Annotated in this window: 13 protein-coding genes; 5 read left to right on the forward strand and 8 right to left on the reverse strand. The window is 67.9% G+C overall.

Annotated elements, in window-relative coordinates:
• Nucleotides 1-134: 134 nt before the first annotated feature.
• The 3 genes from KF709_06385 to KF709_06395 are packed head-to-tail and all read right to left on the reverse strand — an operon-like array spanning nt 135 to nt 2,517.
• Nucleotides 135-1,040: a deoxyribonuclease IV gene (locus tag KF709_06385; GenBank protein ID MBX3174022.1), complete on the reverse strand. Its 906-nt coding sequence runs from the start codon at nt 1,038-1,040 to the stop codon at nt 135-137.
• Nucleotides 1,037-1,720, reverse strand: coding sequence for a response regulator (locus KF709_06390; protein ID MBX3174023.1), 684 nt, complete (start codon nt 1,718-1,720; stop codon nt 1,037-1,039). Before KF709_06390 ends, KF709_06385 begins: the two co-directional genes overlap by 4 nt.
• A 5-nt stretch (nt 1,721-1,725) precedes the next feature.
• Entirely contained in the window at nt 1,726-2,517 is a 792-nt protein-coding gene (locus KF709_06395; protein MBX3174024.1) for an exo-alpha-sialidase, read from the reverse strand.
• Between the two features lie 66 nt (nt 2,518-2,583).
• On the opposite strand from KF709_06395, the gene pruA reads away from it, so the two are divergent.
• Both pruA and KF709_06405 read left to right on the forward strand, forming a co-directional pair.
• Nucleotides 2,584-4,218, forward strand: coding sequence for an L-glutamate gamma-semialdehyde dehydrogenase (pruA, locus tag KF709_06400; GenBank protein MBX3174025.1), 1,635 nt, complete (start codon nt 2,584-2,586; stop codon nt 4,216-4,218).
• A 60-nt stretch (nt 4,219-4,278) separates the two neighbouring features.
• Nucleotides 4,279-5,190, forward strand: a complete 912-nt coding sequence (locus KF709_06405; GenBank protein MBX3174026.1) for a PhzF family phenazine biosynthesis protein — start codon at nt 4,279-4,281, stop codon at nt 5,188-5,190.
• A gap of 40 nt (nt 5,191-5,230) precedes the next feature.
• On the opposite strand, the gene KF709_06410 is transcribed toward KF709_06405, so the two are convergent.
• From KF709_06410 to KF709_06420, 3 genes are all read right to left on the reverse strand, one after another.
• Nucleotides 5,231-6,532 (reverse strand): diguanylate cyclase, encoded by a 1,302-nt coding sequence (locus KF709_06410; protein ID MBX3174027.1) that lies wholly within the window; start codon nt 6,530-6,532, stop codon nt 5,231-5,233.
• Nucleotides 6,533-6,682: 150 nt separating this feature from the next.
• Nucleotides 6,683-9,028 carry a hypothetical protein gene (locus KF709_06415; GenBank protein ID MBX3174028.1) on the reverse strand — a complete coding sequence of 782 codons (2,346 nt, stop codon included), beginning with the start codon at nt 9,026-9,028 and terminating at the stop codon, nt 6,683-6,685.
• A gap of 30 nt (nt 9,029-9,058) precedes the next feature.
• Nucleotides 9,059-10,315: a hypothetical protein gene (locus KF709_06420; GenBank protein ID MBX3174029.1), complete on the reverse strand. Its 1,257-nt coding sequence runs from the start codon at nt 10,313-10,315 to the stop codon at nt 9,059-9,061.
• 50 nt (nt 10,316-10,365) lie between these two features.
• Here KF709_06420 and KF709_06425 point away from each other — a divergent pair, with 50 nt between their 5' ends.
• The 3 genes from KF709_06425 (at nt 10,366) to KF709_06435 (ending at nt 13,694) form a co-directional block, all read left to right on the forward strand.
• A complete protein-coding gene (locus KF709_06425) occupies nt 10,366-11,835 on the forward strand; it encodes an amino acid decarboxylase (protein MBX3174030.1) in 1,470 nt (489 codons plus the stop codon).
• A gap of 43 nt (nt 11,836-11,878) precedes the next feature.
• The gene (locus tag KF709_06430; GenBank protein MBX3174031.1) at nt 11,879-13,078 is read left to right on the forward strand and encodes a hypothetical protein; all 1,200 of its coding nucleotides are present in this window, start codon (nt 11,879-11,881) and stop codon (nt 13,076-13,078) included.
• A gap of 94 nt (nt 13,079-13,172) precedes the next feature.
• A complete protein-coding gene (locus tag KF709_06435; GenBank protein MBX3174032.1) occupies nt 13,173-13,694 on the forward strand; it encodes a hypothetical protein in 522 nt (173 codons plus the stop codon).
• 110 nt (nt 13,695-13,804) lie between these two features.
• Here KF709_06435 and KF709_06440 read toward each other — a convergent pair whose 3' ends face one another.
• Nucleotides 13,805-16,963 (reverse strand): efflux RND transporter permease subunit, encoded by a 3,159-nt coding sequence (locus tag KF709_06440; protein MBX3174033.1) that lies wholly within the window; start codon nt 16,961-16,963, stop codon nt 13,805-13,807.
• A 10-nt stretch (nt 16,964-16,973) separates the two neighbouring features.
• On the reverse strand, nt 16,974-18,095 hold the full coding sequence (locus tag KF709_06445) for an efflux RND transporter periplasmic adaptor subunit (GenBank protein MBX3174034.1): 1,122 nt from the start codon (nt 18,093-18,095) through the stop codon (nt 16,974-16,976).
• Nucleotides 18,096-18,107: the final 12 nt, after the last annotated feature.

Raw genomic sequence — 18,107 nt, forward strand, 5'->3', positions numbered from 1 at the left:
GGGCGCAATAGGCGCGTAGAGGGAGCGCCCCTCTGGGCGGCCTCGGGAATCACGGGCGGCGGCGCTCGGGAATCGCGGAATGGCGCGGAGGGTCGGCGCCGCGGCTGCGCGGCGGCGACCGTCGCCTGCAAGACTCAGCCGTCGAGGAATCCGCTCAGCAGCGCCACCATCCGCGTGTCCGCGGGGTCCGCGCTCGCATCGTCATCCGCCACCTCCTTCCGCTCGGCGGGCGTCTCGAGGATGCAGGGAATCCCCCTCGTACGCGGGTCCTGCAGCAGCCAGCGGAACGGCTCCGCCCCGATGGCGCCCTCGCCGATCCAGGCGTGGCGGTCCTTGTTCGAACCGAAGGGATGCTGCGAGTCGTTCAGGTGGAAAAACGCCGGTGCTTCACCGATCACCCGTTCGAATGTGTCAAGCACCTCGCGCAGCCGCTCGGCGCTCTCGTGGATCGGGTGCCCGGCGGCAAAGAGGTGGCAGGTGTCGAGGCCATATCCCGTGCGGTGCCGTAGCTCGCGTGGCACCTGCTCGAGCATGATGGCGATCTCCTCGGGGGTGCGACCCATCGTACGGCCGGCGCCCGCCGTGTTCTCGATCAAGACCCGCGTGCCGCTGCCTGTTTCGGCCACGGACTCGACGGCGTGTCGAATCGCGGTGCCCACGCGCACTGCCGCGTCCTCGGCCGCGGAGTCGCCCGCCGAGCCGGGATGAAAGCAGCAGCCGTAGGCGGCGAGCGCCGTCGTGCGCTCAAACTCCTTGGCGAGGCCGTTGCGCGCGCGCAGGGCCTTCTCCTCCTCCGGGGAGGCCGTGTTGAGCACGTAGGCCGCGTGCACGAACACCGCCGATGGTGCGAGGCCCACGTCGGCCAGCGCCGCGTGCGCGGCCTGCACCTTCGGCGGCTTGAACGAGACCTTCTCGTTGTAGTACGTCGGCGGTGCGGTGAACACCTGCACGGCCTTTGCGCCCGCCGCTGCCGCGCGGCGCACCGCGATGGGAATGCCGCCAGCATCCGGCGGATGCACGCCGATGATCGGCGCGCTCACGGTGTCTTCCCGCGGCGCTCGCCGAGGTCCACCATCCGCTGCCCGTGCGCGTACTCGACGCTCTTGTGCTCCTTGGCGTCGCGCAGGCGCTTGAGCACCGTGGCGATGCGCTGTGCCTGCGTCTCGATCGTGCGCTGCGCCTCGGGGATCTCGTGGTCCTCCAACATCCCGCCGGTGATCAGTGCCGAGGTCGTCAGCAACGCCGCGAGTGGATTGTTGATCTCGTGCTGCAGCGCCAATGACAGTTCACCGATGCCTGCCATATAGCGCGCCTTGCGCAGCTCCTCCTCGGCGCTGCGTCGCGCCGCCGCGGCGGCCATCCGGCGCTCCGCGATGCGCAGGCGCGCCGCCACGTCGCTCGGCGTCACCGGCTTCGGCAAGTAGTCGTCGGCACCGGCATCCAGCACCTGCTCGAGGTCGTCCGCTTGCGAGCGGCCCGTCACGAGCACGATGTAGGCGTGCTCCCCATTTTCGTGTTCCCGCACGGCACGACAGACGTGGAGGCCATCGCGCTTTGGCATCTCCCAGTCCAAGAGCAGCAGCGGGAACGGTTCCGCCTGGTACCGGTCCCAAGCCGCGGCGCCGTCCTCCACCGCGGTGACGTCGTGCCCCGCGGATGCGAGTACCGCCTCCAACAAGTCCCGCATCAGCGGGTCGTCATCGGCCAACAGGATACGCATGCCGTTCACCACTCCAGGGTCCCAAGCCGGATCGCCGTGCGGGGCATCCCGCCGCCGCGCTGCGCGGCAATCCACGCCACCGCGATTCGCTGGCCACGAATCGCCACGCGCGGCATTGTCGCTTCGCCCGTCTCATCCGAGGCGGGAATGCGATGCTCGAAAATGTGGCCCTGCACACGCGAGAGGGCGAGTCCGAGCCGAGGCATCCGGCTATTCGGATCCTCGTATGCCACCACCACCGTGTCGCCCCGGGAGGCCACCGAGGCCGCCGAGGGCCGGTCCCCATACACGATGGGCACGGGCTCGTGGAAGAGCGCGCCACGCTCCATCGTGTGCGTGAAGAACAATCCCGCGCCCTCGCGCGCGTCCAGATAGTAGACCACGTGCACGTAGTTGTTGAGCGAATCCGCTGCGATGAACGGCACCGGCCGGTTGCAGCCGGCGCGGCCGACGTCGGCGCTGTCGGCGACGACGGCAGGATTCCACGTCCGGCCTCCGTCGTCCGAGCGGGCCACCAGCAAGTGCACGCTGCTGTCTGGCTTCACCGCAAACCACGATGCGTAGGCCTCATCGCCCGGTGCACGCGCCGCGCGGCGAGTCGCCAAACAGGCACTCGCGTCCTCAGGCCAGCTCGGCGGTGTCCACGCGGTCGCGAAGGACAGGCGTTCGCCATCGAACTCGAGGCGCAGAGAGTCCTTGAGGGTCTCGGTGCGCCGCTCGACCTCGGCGTCCCAGCGCACGGGCTGCGGGAGGCAGGCCGGCAGCAGCAGCAGCGGCAGCAGGTATCGTCGCTTCATCTCCCTGAAGTATCGCCGCGTGGGGGATTAGATTTCCACGTCTGTCCCCTTCAGCCCGACTTCGCGATGCCTACCTACTCGCCAAACGGCGTTCGTCAGCTTCCCGCCACCGTGAACGAGCCGGTCCGCAGCTACGCTCCCGGCTCGCCCGAGCGCGCGTCCCTGCAGGCCCGCCTGAAGGCGATGGAGGGCGAGCGGCCCGACATCCCCGTGGTGATCGACGGCAAGGAGATCCGCCACAAGGGCAGCACCACCAACGCGACCTCGCCGCACAAGCACAGGCACGTGACAGCCACCTGGCACGGCGCTACCACCAAGGACGTGCAGGCGGCAATCGCCAGCGGCCGCAAGGCGTGGAGGGAGTGGAGCGAGTGGACCTGGGAGGAGCGAGCATCCGTGTTCCTCAAGGCCGCCGACCTGCTCGCCGGCCCGTGGCGCGACACGATCAACGCCGCGACGATGCTCGGCCAGTCGAAGACCGTCTACCAGTCGGAGATCGACGCCGCCTGCGAGATGACGGACTTCTTCCGCTTCAACGTCGCCTTCGCCCGCGAGCTCTGCGCCGAGCAGCCGATCAGCGCGCCGGGTATGTGGAACCAGAGCGAGTACCGGCCGCTCGAGGGCTTCGTGTACGCGGTGACGCCGTTCAACTTCACGGCCATCGGCGGCAACCTGCCCACCGCGCCTGCGCTGATGGGCAACGTCGTGCTCTGGAAGCCGGCGGGTGCGGCCATCCTCTCGGCCTGGCACACGCTGCAGCTGCTGCACGAGGCCGGCCTGCCACCCGGCGTCATCAACTTCGTGCCCGGCGACCCGGTGGAGATCAGCAAGGTCGCCCTCAGCCATCGTGATCTCGCCGGCGTGCACTTCACCGGCAGCACGGGCGTGTTCAACTCCATGTGGAGCACCATCGGCCAGAACATGGGCAAGTACCGCTCGTATCCACGCATCGTGGGCGAGACGGGCGGCAAGGACTTCATCATCGCGCACCCATCGGCGGATGTGGAGGCCTTTGCGGTGGCCGTGGTGCGCGGCGCCTTCGAGTACCAGGGCCAGAAGTGCTCGGCGGCCAGCCGCATCTACGTGCCGAAGTCACTGTGGAAGGAGGTCAAGGCACGCGTGGTGGCCATGCTCGACGAGATCACGTGTGGCGATGTGAGCGACTTCTCGCACTTCATGGGCGCGGTGATCGACAAGCGCGCCTTCGACCGCATCAGCGGCTATCTCGCGCACGCCAAGAAGAACGCCACGATCATCGCTGGCGGTACGGCGGACGGTTCGAAGGGCTGGTTCGTGCGTCCGACCTTGGTCGAGGCGAAGGACCCCAAGTACAAGCTGATGTGCGAGGAGATCTTCGGCCCCGTGCTCACGGCGTATGTGTACGACGACGCCAAGTGGGCCGAGACGCTGGAGTTGGTGGACGGCACGTCGGACTACGGGCTGACGGGCGCGGTGTTCGCGCAGGACCGCGCCGCGGTGCGCGAGGCCCACGCTGCGCTGCGCCACAGCGCCGGCAACTTCTACGTCAACGACAAGTGCACCGGCGCCGTGGTCGGCCAGCAGCCATTTGGCGGTGCGCGTGGATCGGGCACGAACGACAAGGCCGGCAGCAAGCTCAACCTGCTGCGCTGGGTGAGCGCGCGGACAGTGAAGGAGACCTTCGTCCCAGCGAAGGACTACCGCTACCCGCACATGGGCTAGAGGACGAAGGACGGAGGACGAAGGTTGTTCACCTTCGTCCTCCGTCCTTCGTCATCCGTCATGCGTTACCTGACCCTGGACGTCTTCACCGATCGGATGTTCGGCGGCAACCAGCTCGCCGTCTTTCCGGACGCGCGCGAGATCCCCGAGGAGTTGCTGCTCCCCATCACCCGGGAGTTCAACTTCTCCGAAGTGACGTTCTGCTATCCCAGTGACGACGCTGTGCACACGCGGCGCGTGCGCATCTTCACGCCGGGCGAGGAGATGCCGTTCGCTGGCCATCCGACCATCGGGACCTCCGCCGCACTGGCGTTGTGTGAGGGCGCGCTCGGCGGCGCACGCGAGGGTCGGCTGACGCTCAAGCTCGGCGTCGGTACGGTGCCCGTGGAGGTGCGGATGGAGTCGGAGAGCTTGGCCTGGGCCGAACTCTCCGTCGCCAAGCTGCCGGAGGTCGGCCCGCCGGTGCCCACGGTCACGACGCTCGCCGAAATCCTCTCGCTGGAGCCCTCGGATTTCGTCGGCGGCACGTACTCGCCGCAGGCCGTCTCCTGCGGTATTCCGTTTCTGCTCGCGCCGCTCAAGAGCGTCGCCGCCGTCTCGCGCGCGCGCATCCGGCTCGACCGTTGGGAACAGACTCTGAAGAAGTCCTGGGCGCCGGAGATTTTTGTCGCGGCCCGCGACCCGGAGCAGGGCGAGCAGCACTGGCGCGCGCGGATGTTCGCGCCCGGCCTCAACGTGCCCGAGGATCCGGCGACCGGATCCGCCGTCGCCGCCTTCGGTGGTTGGCTCGCAATGAAGGATGCGAAGCGCGACGCCGAGTTCGGCTGGACCGTGCGGCAGGGCATCGAGATGGAGCGCCCCAGCCTGCTGCAGGTTCGCGCCGAGAAGAAGGACGGCGCCGTGACGGCCGTGCGCGTGTCCGGCCACGCGGTGTTGACGGGCGAGGGAGCGCTGCGGCTACCGCCGCGCTAGCACGTCGTGAGTCCCGCCGGCGCCGCGCACCGCGTCCGACTCAAATGACCGTGCGCGTCATCCCAGGCGTTGACTGCCGCAGCCGTCCCGCCATCGAGCCGTCGAACGCGCGCATGCCCGCGTGCCAGAGCACGGCGCGGTTGCGACCATTCCGCTTGGCGACATAGAGCGCCTCGTCGGCGCGCGCGAGCAGGGTCTTGGCCACCTCGTCGTCGCGCGCGAGGTCGGCCGCGACTCCGACACTGGCCGTAATGCGGACGTTCGGAGGCAACGAGCGGAACTTGTGGTCGCGAAAGGCGTGCAGCACGCGCTCGGCGAGGATGAGCGCGCCCTCGTCGCCCGAGTCCGGTGCCAGGATCGTGAACTCCTCGCCGCCGAAGCGCGCTACCACGTCCACGTCGCGCGCCGTGTCCTGCAACAGCTCGCCCACCTCGCGGATGACCTCGTCGCCCGTGAGGTGGCCGTACTCGTCGTTGATGCGCTTGAAGAGGTCCACGTCGATGGCCAGTACGGCGACTTCCTTCTTGCCGCGCATCGCGCGCGAGACCTCGCGTTCGGCCATCTGGTTGAGACCGCGGCGGTTGAAGCAACCGGAGAGCGGGTCCGACAGCACCATCGCCTGCAGACGCTCGCGCATCCGGTTGTATGCGCGGCCGATCACTGTCACGGGATCCGGCATCCGCTCGCCGGTTTCCTCGTACGGCTTGGAGAAGTCACCCTCCTGGGCACGACCGAAGAGCTGGATCAGCTCCTGCATGCGGCGCGTCACCTCACCCTGCAGCCCCACGTACACGAGTACGCCGATGCCGTAGAGCGCCAGGGTCCACAACTCCTCGGCGGGTTGCATCAGTTGGCCGTACTCGGACGCCACGCCGATCAGCGCCATGTAGCCAATCGCGATGAACACGAGGTTCGCAATCGTCGCACTCCAGCCGAAGAAGAGCTGGGTGATCTGCACCGTGAAGATCGAGACGAGCAACGAGCGGTGGTAGTTCTCCGGCGGCGTGACGAGGCCCACCGTGCCAAAGAGCACCAACATGTCGCTGGCGATGGTCGCGAACACCAAGCCGTTCCCGGCCCGTGGGCCGCGCCGTAGGGCGTAGGCAACGATTCGATGAAACGCCAGGTAGGACACCATCAGCAGGAGCGCGATGCCAAGCAGCTGGCGCTCGCTGTAGATCCCGGAAAGCACCGACTCCGCCGAAATGACGTCGAACCACTTCAGCGCAATGGTCGAGAAACCGACCAGGGGCAGGAAGATGGCGCGATACCGGGCCTGCCAAAGCAGGACCTCGGCGTTCGTCTCCTCAATGGTAGGCGCGGTCAGCGTCGGCGTTAGCATCGGTCGGGGAAGTAGCAGCCTAGGGCGTACGGCTACTGGACTGTTTAAGAGGCAGTCACTGTAACATTTCCGCAAGCAGAGAATGTCACAGACTGACAGGCCCGATCGTGCGATCGGGCCCAGTCCCATCACCGCCTTCTGCGAAGGACGCTAGAAGCGGGCCTCGAGATACAAATCGAGACGCGTCTGCCAACGGGGATAGATGCCCCGTGCGAGATCGACCCTGAACATCCCGTCGAAGAAGCTGGCGCCGATGCCGGCGCCGCTCATCGGGCGACCGATGGCGTTCCAGCCATCGCGCGCGCCGGCCCAGCCGAGGTCGGCGAACACAACGGGGCGCGCGGCGACGTTGCCCTTCCCCAGCTCGAGTCGCCCCATCCAGAAGCTTTCGCCAACCATGGTTCCGGGCGTCTGCCCGCGCACGCTCTGCAGACCGCCCAGGAAGAACAGTCGCTGCGGCGGCAGCTCGCCTTCGCTATAACCCGCAGCGCCGGTGATCGACGCCGAGATCGGGCCGAGGCCGCGGGAGACCGTGGTCTCAAGGAACGCGCGCTGGTAGTCCTGCTGGCCCGTGGCCGCCTCCAGCCGCAGGTCCGCAGTCGCACGCCAGCCGGAGGGATCGAGCCCTCGATGCGCGCGCCAACGAACGCCGGCGCCGTGGTACCAGCCCTTCTCCGCCACCACGTTGCCTAGGAAGCGATCGTCGTGCGCACCACCGAACAGCGACCAGCGGCTCTCCACCGGCGCGGTCCACTGCTGTTCCGTGAACAGGCGCCACTCAAACCCGCGGCCGGGCACGTGTCGCCGCGTAAGCTCAGCACCCCAGGCCCGATGGTAGAAGCCTTCGTCGCGCGCGTAGAACAGCGCCGGCAGCGACGCGCCGAACGAGAGCGGGTCGCCGAAGTCACCACTCACGTTCAGCCGGCGGAACAGCGCCGCCTCGAGCTCCGTACGACCGTTTGTGCGCGAGAGGCCGAACTCGCCATTCAACTGGAGGTCCGCCACGGACCCCCGCACATCGAGTCGAGCGTTCAACCCTCGACCGAGCGCCGACCGCACGCGGAGACCCGACGCCAGGCCCTCCACGCGGTTGTAGCGCGTGAACGAGAGCCCATACTCCACCGAGGGCCGCTGCGGCGACCAGGCCGGCTGCAGACCGAAGTCCAGCCGCTTGAGCAACTCGTCCCGCTGTGCCGCGCCGAAGAGCTCTTCCCCCGGATCATAGATCGACGGCGGCAGCTCGGGCGAGGACGCGAGCTTCGCCATGTCGCAGGGCACCTGCACCGCCATCCGCAACTGGCCATTCTCGCGCGTCTGGATCGACTCCCAGTAACCCGTCGTCGCGCAGCTGTTGCGGCGATCCTCCCGTCTCAGGGAGTCTCGTGTGCGGTAGAACGACCGCACGGAATCCCGCACTTGCGCGGAATCCAGCCCGCGATCGAACAGGCTCTGGCGCAAGGAATCGCGATCCGTGCCGGGACGCTCCGGCAGCGGCGCGAGTGCCAGCGCGGCATTCACGGTCTGGTACTGGTAACGCTGCTCGATCTTGAACGGCACACGCATGAAGCTCACGCGGGCATAGCCCTCGGCGCCCTGCGTGCGCGGCAGCCAGAAGCGCTGTTCGAACAGGCCGTACTCGATGGTCACGGCCGTGATCTCGGCCTTCATCGGCGAGAGCATGGCGCGCACGGGCCTCGGCATGTCTTCCCGTGCATCCGGATCCTCCGCCTCCACCGTTTCCCAGATGTCCATCGGCGCCGAGAATCGCATCACGGCGCGCGCGAGGTGGTAGCCGTCCGTCTCGAACCAGAACGACCCCACCACAAGGTTCCACACCGCCTGCCGTGGCGTGGCGATGATCTCCTTCAGCGTGATGCGCTTGCCGTCGGGCAGCGCGATGGTGATGGAGTCGCCGCTGCGAAACGTGAAGTAGGCTTCCGAGCCCTCGGCCACCGGATGCACCAGCATGGTCGAGCCGTTGCCATCGCTGCTGCCCACCATCTCAAAGAGCCAGAGCTCGTCCTTGCCGGGATAGTACGGCACGGCCAGCATGTCGCCGACCTCGCCCTCGAGCTCGCGCTGCATCTCCTCCTCGGCCTCGCGAATGCCCTGCACAATCGGCACGGCCTGCCGCGCCCCGAGCACTTCTACACGTGCCCCGATTCCGCGCTGCCATCGCACGTGGGAGGCGTTCTCGCTCCGAAAGATCAGGCGGTCGCGGGCAGTCTCCCGCAGGGACATCCCCGCCGAGATCCGCTGGTAGCTCTTCACGTCGTACGACAGCAGCGACGAGTCCTGCTCGAGGCGCGCGGCGCGCGCGCGCAGCAGGATCTCGCGGGCGCCCGCATCGCGGAACGCCGTACGGCGATGCTCGTCCGTCACCTCGATGCGCTCTCGGATCGGCGGACGGACGCTGATGCTACCGCCGGCCTGACCGGAATCGGTGCGGACCTGAACGGAGACTTGGAAGGCGAGGGCGAGGGATGTCAGCAGCACGGCGTGTGGGGAAATGCGGGTCGATGCCCACTACGGGCGCGTCACCCGCGGGGTTTCCTGCGTCGAGCCCGACTCCCGTGCCTGTCGGACCGCCTCCAGGCTGTCCCGACGCGCGGCCTGTTGTCGCCGGGAGACTGCCAACCGCGCATCGGCATCGCGACGGTTTGCCCGATCCAGCGTCAAGGCACCGGGCAGTTGCAGGGCCGCCACAAGCGCCGGCAGCACGAGCAGGGCCGGCGCTCCCGGGAAGCTTGGCTTGCCATCGGACCCCAGCGCGCCGAACCGCGCCACCAGACGCGCGCTGTGCCGTTGGACCCACACCGTGGCCACGATCACCGCGATGCCCAGCGCCGCGAGCACGATCGGAAAGAACGGCGTATCGCGGAACACCTCGGCCGCGAGCCAGCCGAGGTAGGCGACGAACCAGATCAAGCCGAGCAAGGTCCACACAAGACGCTGGAGCCGCAGGGAGAAGGCAAAGGCCACTGCCGCACCGGGAATCAGGAGGTGCCGGAACCCCTCGAACGCATCGATCAACATGCCGCTCGCAACGCCCGCAGTGAGCGCGGCCACGAGGTGCAGCCAGAGAGCGAAGTCCTGGTCGCCGCGCTGTCGGCGCGAGGTCTCATAGGCCGTGACCGCGAAGAGGCTGCCGCCGATCATCCAGGTCCAACCCAACGTAGCGGCGCCGAGTCCGGCGCCGAAGACGGCTGCCGTGACGTGAAAGAGGAACCGGAGCCCAATCACGGCGATCGGCAGCACCAGCGGCGAGAACCGCACGCGCCGAAGGGCGATCAACGCGGCAGCAAGGGTGGCCAACTCCACAACAAGCTCCTCCCCTCGACAACCCCAGAAGATGAACTCGGGGTAACTGCAGGCTCCGGCGGGCATGGATGCGAAGACGTCGAACAGCTCCAGTAGCGCGACCGTTCCCACGGGCGTCATTCCCACCGCCAGCAGGACGGCGAGACCCGCCGCCATCGGGTACGACTCGCGCCGTAGGCGTCGCGCGACAACCAGGAACACGGCCGCGTAGAGCAGGCTCACGGCGAGCGCACCGCCGGGCCCCAGCCATTCCCAGCGGTCGCTGAGGAACCAAGCCATGGAAATGAGTACGGTGAGCGCGCCGAGCGCGTAGCCGATGGCCGCGGCCGGTGCGGAGCGTGAAGCCGCCGGCGTGTCCTCGCGCCGCTCAGGCGTCAGCGCACGAATCTCCACCGCCTGCGCCGCCGTGATGATGCCCAGCGAGACCGCGGCATCGAGCCGCCGATCGTCCGCATCCCACATCGTCCACCTCCACGGGTGTTGCCCGGTGACGTCCGACCTTTTCACTTTCTCTGGTGACGGAACTGCCTCCCGCCCCAGCGCTCGGTGACATCCCGCTCGAAGAGTTTGAGCGGCACGCCAACAGCCTCGTCGCCTGGATCCGCGACTACCTCGGCTCCCCTGAACGCTATCCGGTGCTCGCCCGCGTCGCGCCGGGGGGAATCCGCTCGGGCCTTCCCTTACACGCGCCGGAGTCCGCGGAGCCGCTCGAGCGCATCATCGCGGACCTCGATCGCGTGTTGATGCCCGGCGTCACCCACTGGAACCATCCCGGCTTCTTCGCCTACTTCGCGAACACGGGTTCCGTCCCCGGCATCCTCGGCGAGCTGGTGAGCGCGGCGCTAAACCAGGTGGGCATTCTCTGGCGCACCTCACCGGCCCTCGCCGAGTTGGAGCAGGTCACCGTTGGCTGGCTCCGCGACGCCATGGGGCTTCCCGGCGACTGGTTCGGCATGATCGCCGATACGGCGTCCACCAACACGCTGGTGGCATTGGCGGCGGCGCGCGAGCGTGACCCAACACTCGACATCCGGCAGCGCGGACTGGCCGGGCGGACGGACGTCCCAAGGCTGCGCGTCTACTGCTCCGACCAGGCGCATTCGTCGGTGGACAAGGCGGTGATCACGCTGGGGCTTGGGCACCAGAACCTCGTGCGCGTTTCCACGGACGATGCGTTCCGGATGCGTCTCGATGCACTCGATACCGCAATCGCTGCCGATCGCGCCGCGGGATTCCGGCCGCTGGCTGTCGTCGCGACGCTCGGCAGCACCTCGAGTACCGCGGTGGACCCCATCGCCGCAATCGCCGACCGTTGCGAGACGGAGGGCCTGTGGCTGCACGTGGATGCGGCGTACGGTGGCGCACTGGCGCTGCTGCCCGAACGCCGCGAGGCATTCGATGGCATGGCGCGCGCGGACTCCCTGGTGCTCAATCCACACAAGTGGCTGGTCACGCCGATGGACTGCTCCATTCTGTGGACGCGGCACCCCGACGTGCTCCGGCGCGCCTTCGCATTGACACCCGAGTACCTGCGCACCACGGAGCAGGACTCTGCGCTGTCGCTGAGCGACTACAGCTTCCAGTTGGGGCGCCGGTTCCGGGCACTCAAGCTCTGGTTCGTGTTGCGGGCGTTTGGACTGGAAGGGCTGCGCGCGCGGCTGCGTGCGCATTGCCAGATGGCGAGCGTGTTCGCTGCGCGCGTGGAGCGTAGCGAGATGTGGGAAACGATGGCGCCGACCACGATGTCCGTCGTGTGCTTTCGCCATCATCCACGCGGCATCGACGACGAAGACGCGCTTGAGCGGCACAATGCCGCCATCCTCGAGCGCGTGAACGCGAGCGGGCGCGTGTTCCTGTCGCACACCAAGCTGCGCGGCCGCTATGTGTTGCGTATCGCGATTGGCAACCTGCGGACCGAGCAACGCCACGTGGACGACGCCTGGGCGTTGCTGCAGGATGCTGCATTGGAGTCGCGCTCGTGATGACCGTCGACGCGAATCGCCGCGCCGCGCGCGGGAGCATCGCGTGAGCGGATTCAAGGCTGATCGCAGCTCGGCCCTGCGGAATCCCCTGCGCTGGCTCTGGCGCGGCATGGCGCTGCTGCTGGCGCTGTCCGTGCTTGTCCCGCGACTCGCTTGGGAGTTCACCGCGCCAGTTCCGCTTCGCGTGCTGGTGGTGGACAAGACCGTGCCGCAGGCGAGCTTCGGCGAGCACGATCGCGTGGCATTCTGGCTGACGCACCGCCGGGTCCCGACGGCAGACGGCCGGAAGGTCTGGGATGTCGCGCGCGACTACCTGGGCTATGACCCCATCGCCAGACGCGGTGAGGCCATCAGCGCTGAGCGTCTGGCCGGCGTGGACCTCGTCTATCTCGCCGACGCCTACGGCGTCTACACAGGAGACAGCGCAGAAGTCGTGGCCCATTCGACGCGCCTCGCGGCGCTCGAGCGATCAACGTTGGTGTATGGCGGCCTCTCGCTCCCAGAGGTGGAACTGCTGGAGTCGCACGTCGCCCGCGGTGGCTCCCTGGTCGCGGAGTTCAACACCCTGGAACAACCGACGGCAGGCAGCCCTGCGGGCGAGCGGATGGGCGCGCTGCTCGGCGCGCGCTACGACCGCTGGCTGATGCGCTGGTACGCCGACCTCGCCAGCGAAGATGAAATTCCGTCCTGGATGCGCGAGCGCTGGGAGCGGCTGCGCGGGCGTCGTTGGCCGCATCGTGGGCCTGGCATCGTCGTGTTCCACGAGACGGATGAGCGCATCGTCGTGATCGATTCCACCGAGTTCACGAGTCGTTGGCCGGTGACGCTCGAAGTGGAGCGACCTGACGACCCGCTGGTGCGACGTGTGCGAAGCGGGCAGCCATACTGGTACTGGATCTCCGCAGTGTCCCCGCTCGAGGGTGCGGAGGTGTTGGCCACCTTCCGTCTCCACGTCACGCCGGCGGCGGAGGCCCGGCTGCGACGCACAGGATTCTCGCCGTCAGTGCCCGCGGTGGTGCGACGCGCCGGGGTGCCGCTGGTGGCGTATGTCACCGGCGACATCGCGGATGTCGGCGTCGAGCCGCCTCCACTCATGCGCACGCGATATATGGATTGGTACGGCCGTTGGCAGGCGCGCGAAGGGCGACCTGGGCCACAACGGCGGTTCTTCTGGCGCAGCACCTTGCCCCTCTGGGACGGGATGCTCGACGAAGTCCGGGCCCTACGCTCCAGACCCGATTAACGTTCAATCAGTCGCGGCTTCTAACGGGCATCAACCCGCGCAGGCTCCCACCCTGCCGCGCGACTACCGGCCTTGTGGCCACCAGAGGTGCTCGATGCTGAAGAAGCTCTTGGTTCCCGTCGTCGCCACGACCTTGATGCTCGGTGCCTGCACCGAGACCCCGCTCACGCCCGCTGCCGCGGCGATCCAGAACGACTACGCGCTACAGATGTTCGGCGAGTCGGGCATGGCGCTGGAAGGCACGATGGGTCCGCAGACTGGTGACCGCCCCTTTGACGGCCGCACAGGCCGGCCGCCGCTGCCCGATTCACTGAAGCTGACCGACGAACAGAAGGCGGAGATCGAAGCCCTCCGCCTCACGTTCCGCACGGAGTGGCAGGAGGAGCTGGACGCCCTCAAGGCGATCTTCGAGGAAGCGCGCGCAGCCCGCGCGGACGGCGCGACGCGTGAAGAGGTCCACGCCATCCTCGTCACCGGCCGCCCGATCGCCGAGACACTGCGACCTGCAGTGCTGGAGCTGCACTACCAGATCCTTGGCGTGCTTACCGAAGCCCAGCGCGCCTGGCTCTTCGCACACCGGCACCGCCGGATGCCGCGGCCGATGTTTCCTGGCTGAGTCAATGCGGCCGATCATCGGTCGCAACGGGATAAGAACTGACTGATTGCCACAGAGGCACAGAGACACGGAGATGTCTCTGTGCCTCTGTGCCTCTGTGGCCAAAGCAGTTACGAACCTTGCTCCGGGATCATGTACTCCTCGGTCTTCGGCCGCACCGGGAAGTTGAACCAGCCCGCCACCTTGTCGCGCCACTCGTCGAAGATCTCGTAGATCGTCGGGATCACGAGCAGCGTGAGCAGCGTGGACGTCAGCACGCCGCCAATCACCGCGCGGCCCAGCGGCGCGCGGAAGTCCGCGCCCTCTCCGAGGCCCAACGAGACCGGAATCATGCCGGCACAGAGCGCGAAGGTCGTCATCAAGATCGGCCGCAGACGCACGCGGCCCGCCTCGATGATGGCCTCGCGTCGCTCCATTCCCTGCTCCTGCCCCCACTTCGCGAAGTCGATCAACAAGATGGCATTCTTCGCCACGATGCCCATCAGGAGGATCACACCGATCATCGACATGATGTTGAGCGTGTCGCCCGTGACGAGCAGCGCCAACACCACGCCGATCAGCGACAGCGGCAGCGAGATGAGAATTGCGATCGGCTCGAGGAACGAGCCGAACTGCATCACGAGGATCAGGTACATCAGCAGCAGGGCGATGCCCATCGCCGCGAGCATGTCGCCGAAGACCTGCGCCTGGTCCTTGGCCTCGCCGCCGAACGACCAGGTCACGCCGTCGGGCATCGACAGCTTCTGCATCTCGCGCGTGATGGCCGTGGTCACCTCGCCCAACGAGGCGCCGGACACGTTGCCCTGCACGACGATCACGTTGTCGCGGTCGAGATGCGAGATCTTCGCGGGACCGAGGCCCTGCGAGACGCTGGCCAACTGACCCAGCGGCATCATCCGCACCGGACCACCGCCCTGGCCACCAACCGAGATCGGCAGGCGCTCGATGTCCGCCACACGACTGCGCGCCTCGGGCGCGAGACGCACGCGAACCTTGCGGTTCTCGCCGGCGGGGTCCACCCAGTCACCCGCGTCCACACCCGCAAAAGCGGGCCGCAATGACTGGGCGATCTGCCCGATCGTCACGCCCATCGAGCCGGCGAGCGCTCGATCGACCGTGATCTCCAGTTCGGGCTTCTGACCCTTCGTGGACAGTCCCACGTCCACCGCACCCGGAACGGCGCGCACGATCTGCAGCACGGTGTCCGCCACCGTCTGCAGCTGACGACCATCGAAGCCGCGCAGTTCCAGCTGCACCTGCTTGATGGCGCCGCCCCAGCCGCTGGTGAACACCGCCACCGTGGCGCCGCCGATCTGCTTGACCTCCTCACGCAGCGTGGCGCCGAAGCGATCCTGTGAGATCTCACGATCAGCCTTCGGCGTCATGCGCACGTACACGGATCCAAGGTCCACGGCGCCCAGCGCCTCGGACGGATCCATGCCGCCTCCGGCACCGATGGTCGTGAACGTGTAGCGCACCTCGGGATGCCGCCGCGCCAGCGCGGCCGCCTCCTCGGTCTTCATGCGCGTGTACTCGAGGTTCGACCCCGGCGGCGTCTCCACCTGGATCACCACCTCGGAGTTGTCGCTCACCGGCACGAAGCCAAAGCCACCGTAGTTGCCCTGCAGCCACAGCGCGCCGACCAACGAGCCGAGCGCGAGACCGATCATCGCCAGCCGATGATCGAGTGCCCAGCCGATCACCTTCGTGTAGTTCCGCGCCTGGCGGTCAAACCACTTGTTGAAGGCATCCAGCTTGCGCGAGATCCAGAAGCGATGCTGCCCCTCCTCGATCTCCGGGTCCGGCCAGTAGGCCGAGAGCATCGGGTCGAGCGAGAACGAGACGAACAGCGACACCAGCACCGCGCAGGCGATCGTCAGGGCGAAGGGCTTGAACCACTGGCCCGAAAGCCCCGCCATGAAGCCGATCGGCACGAACACGCAGACGATCGAGAAGGTCGTCGCCGCCACGGCGAGTCCGATCTCGTCGGTGCCCTCGTGTGCGGCCCGGAAATGGTCCTTCCCCATCTCCACGTGTCGCACGATGTTTTCTCGTACCACGATCGCGTCGTCGATCAGGATGCCGATGGCCAGCGAGAGACCGAGCAGCGACATCGTGTTCAGCGTGAAGCCGAAGGCCCACACGGCGATGAAGCTGGCGAGCACGGAAATCGGCAGCGCCAGGCCGGTGATGACCGTCGAACGCCAGGAGTTCAGGAACAGGAACACCACCAACACCGTGAGCACCGCACCCTCGACCAGCGTGCTCTGCACGTTGGCCACCGATGCCTCCACGCGGTCACCGGAGTTCTGCACCAAGTCGATGGTCGTGCCGCTCGGCAGCGTCGGCCGCAGCGCCTCGATCTCCTCGAGCACCTTGGCCGCGACGGCCGTCGTCGAGTAGCCCTTGGCCTTCTTGATCAGGATGCCAACCGCCTCGCGGCCGTTGAACAGCGCGGCCGTGCGCGGCTCGGCCGTGCCATCGCGGGCCGTGGCCACTTCGCCAAGTCGAATCGCGCGGCCACCCTTCTCGGCCACCACCAGCTGCAGGAAGTCCTCGGGCCCTTCCAGCTTGCCCTTGAGGCGGATCGAACGCTCATCGAGTTCGCCGGCAATGCGGCCGACCGGCGTCGCGAGGTTCTGCGCCTGCAACGCACCCACGACCTGCGCGACGGTGATGCCGGCCGCTTCCATCGCGTGCGGGTGGATCTCCACCGTGAGTTCGCGCTCCACGCCGCCGAGTACCACTGCCTCGGCCACGCCGGGGATTCCGCGCAGCACACGCGTGATGCCGGGGTCGGCAATGCGCGTCAGTGACGGCGCATCGAGCGTCACCGAGTTCAGCGAGAGCTGCACGATGGGCTGGTCCGCCGGGTCGAAGCGCGTCAGCACCGGCTCCTTCATTTCCAGCGGCAAGTCAGAGCGAATGGAGCTGATCTTGTCGCGGATGTCCTGCGAGGCCTGCTGCAGGTCCTTCTCGAAGACGAAGAAGACCGTGATGTTGGCGAAGCCGTCCTGCGCGGCGCCCATGATGCGGTCCACGCCGGAGATGCCGGATACGGCCTCCTCGACGCGATCGAGCACCTCGCGCTCGACGACGTCGGGCGACGCACCCGGATACGGGATGGCCACGTTGATGATGGGCTGCTGCACGTCCGGGAACTCGTCCGTCTCCAGCTGCCACCAGGAGAAGAGCCCGAACACCACCAGCGTCACCATCGAGACGATGGTGATCAGCGGCCGTTTGATTGCGAAATCTGAGATGAACATCGCCGTTGCCTCAGCGCTGGGCGGTGTCGGACGGCACGCTCACGCGGAGCGGCGTCCCGGAAGAAATGCCGAGGGCCGCACCGACGAGGATCGTGTCCCCGACGGCGAGCCCGCTGATGATCTCGATGCGCTCGCTGGCGGCGTCGCGCACGCCAAGCGAGACAGTGACGCGTTCGGTGCGTCCGTCCTTCAATCGAACGACCTCAGGCGCCAGCCCGCGCTGATCGACCGCCGTCACGGGCACCGTGAGCGCCGCGCGCTCCTCGGACGCCACCCGACCTTCAGCGAACAGCCCCGCCACCAGGCGCTGGCCCGCATTGGGGATGCGAACAAACAGTCGCACCTGGCGCGTCTGTGGGTCGGCCTGCGGATTCACGCCGGCCACGCGGCCTTCGAACGTGCGACCCGGATAACCCGTGACCGAGAACGTCACGCGCGCACCCACACGCAGCATCGCGAGGTCGCTCGCGGGCACGGCGGCCTCGAGACGCATCGTGCTTGGGTCGACCACGGCAAACAGCGGTGCACCCGGCGCGACGATGTCACCCGGATTGATGTAGCGGTCCGAGACCACGCCGTCGTAGGGCGCGAGCACGTTTGCCGCATCGCGCTGCTTCTCGGCGCCCGACAGGCGGGCGCGCGCATCGTCGAGCATCGAGCGCGCCGAGAGATCCGCCCGACGGGCATTCTCGAGGTCGCGGTCGGAGATGGCGCCGGCCGCGTGCAGCTTCGTTGCGCGGTCCAACTCGCGGGCCGCGAGGTCCGCCGCGGTCTGCGCCGCCGTGAAGCCTGAGCGCGCCGAGAGGTACGCGTCATTGATGGCGCGGTCGTCGATCTTGGCCAGCGAGGTACCGGCCTTGACCACGTCACCGGGATCATGGGTCACCGTCAACACGGCGCCCGGCACCTCAGCGCGGATCTGCGCTGTGCGCTCGGCCACCAAGGTGCCGGAGAGCATCGGACCGAGCGCGAGCGTCGTCCGCTCGGCCACGGCGATGGCCTCAGGCCCGACGGCGACCGTGGGGCGCGAGTCCGAGGCAGCGTCCTCGGCGGCATCGCCACGACCGCAGGCAGCAGCGGCGAGCGACAGGGCAAGGACGGTACGTGCAGCGAACAGCGGGAAGCGAGACATCGAAGCCATCCC

It is taken from the genome of Gemmatimonadaceae bacterium, assembly GCA_019637445.1.
Classification (GTDB): Bacteria; Gemmatimonadota; Gemmatimonadetes; order Gemmatimonadales; family Gemmatimonadaceae; genus Pseudogemmatithrix.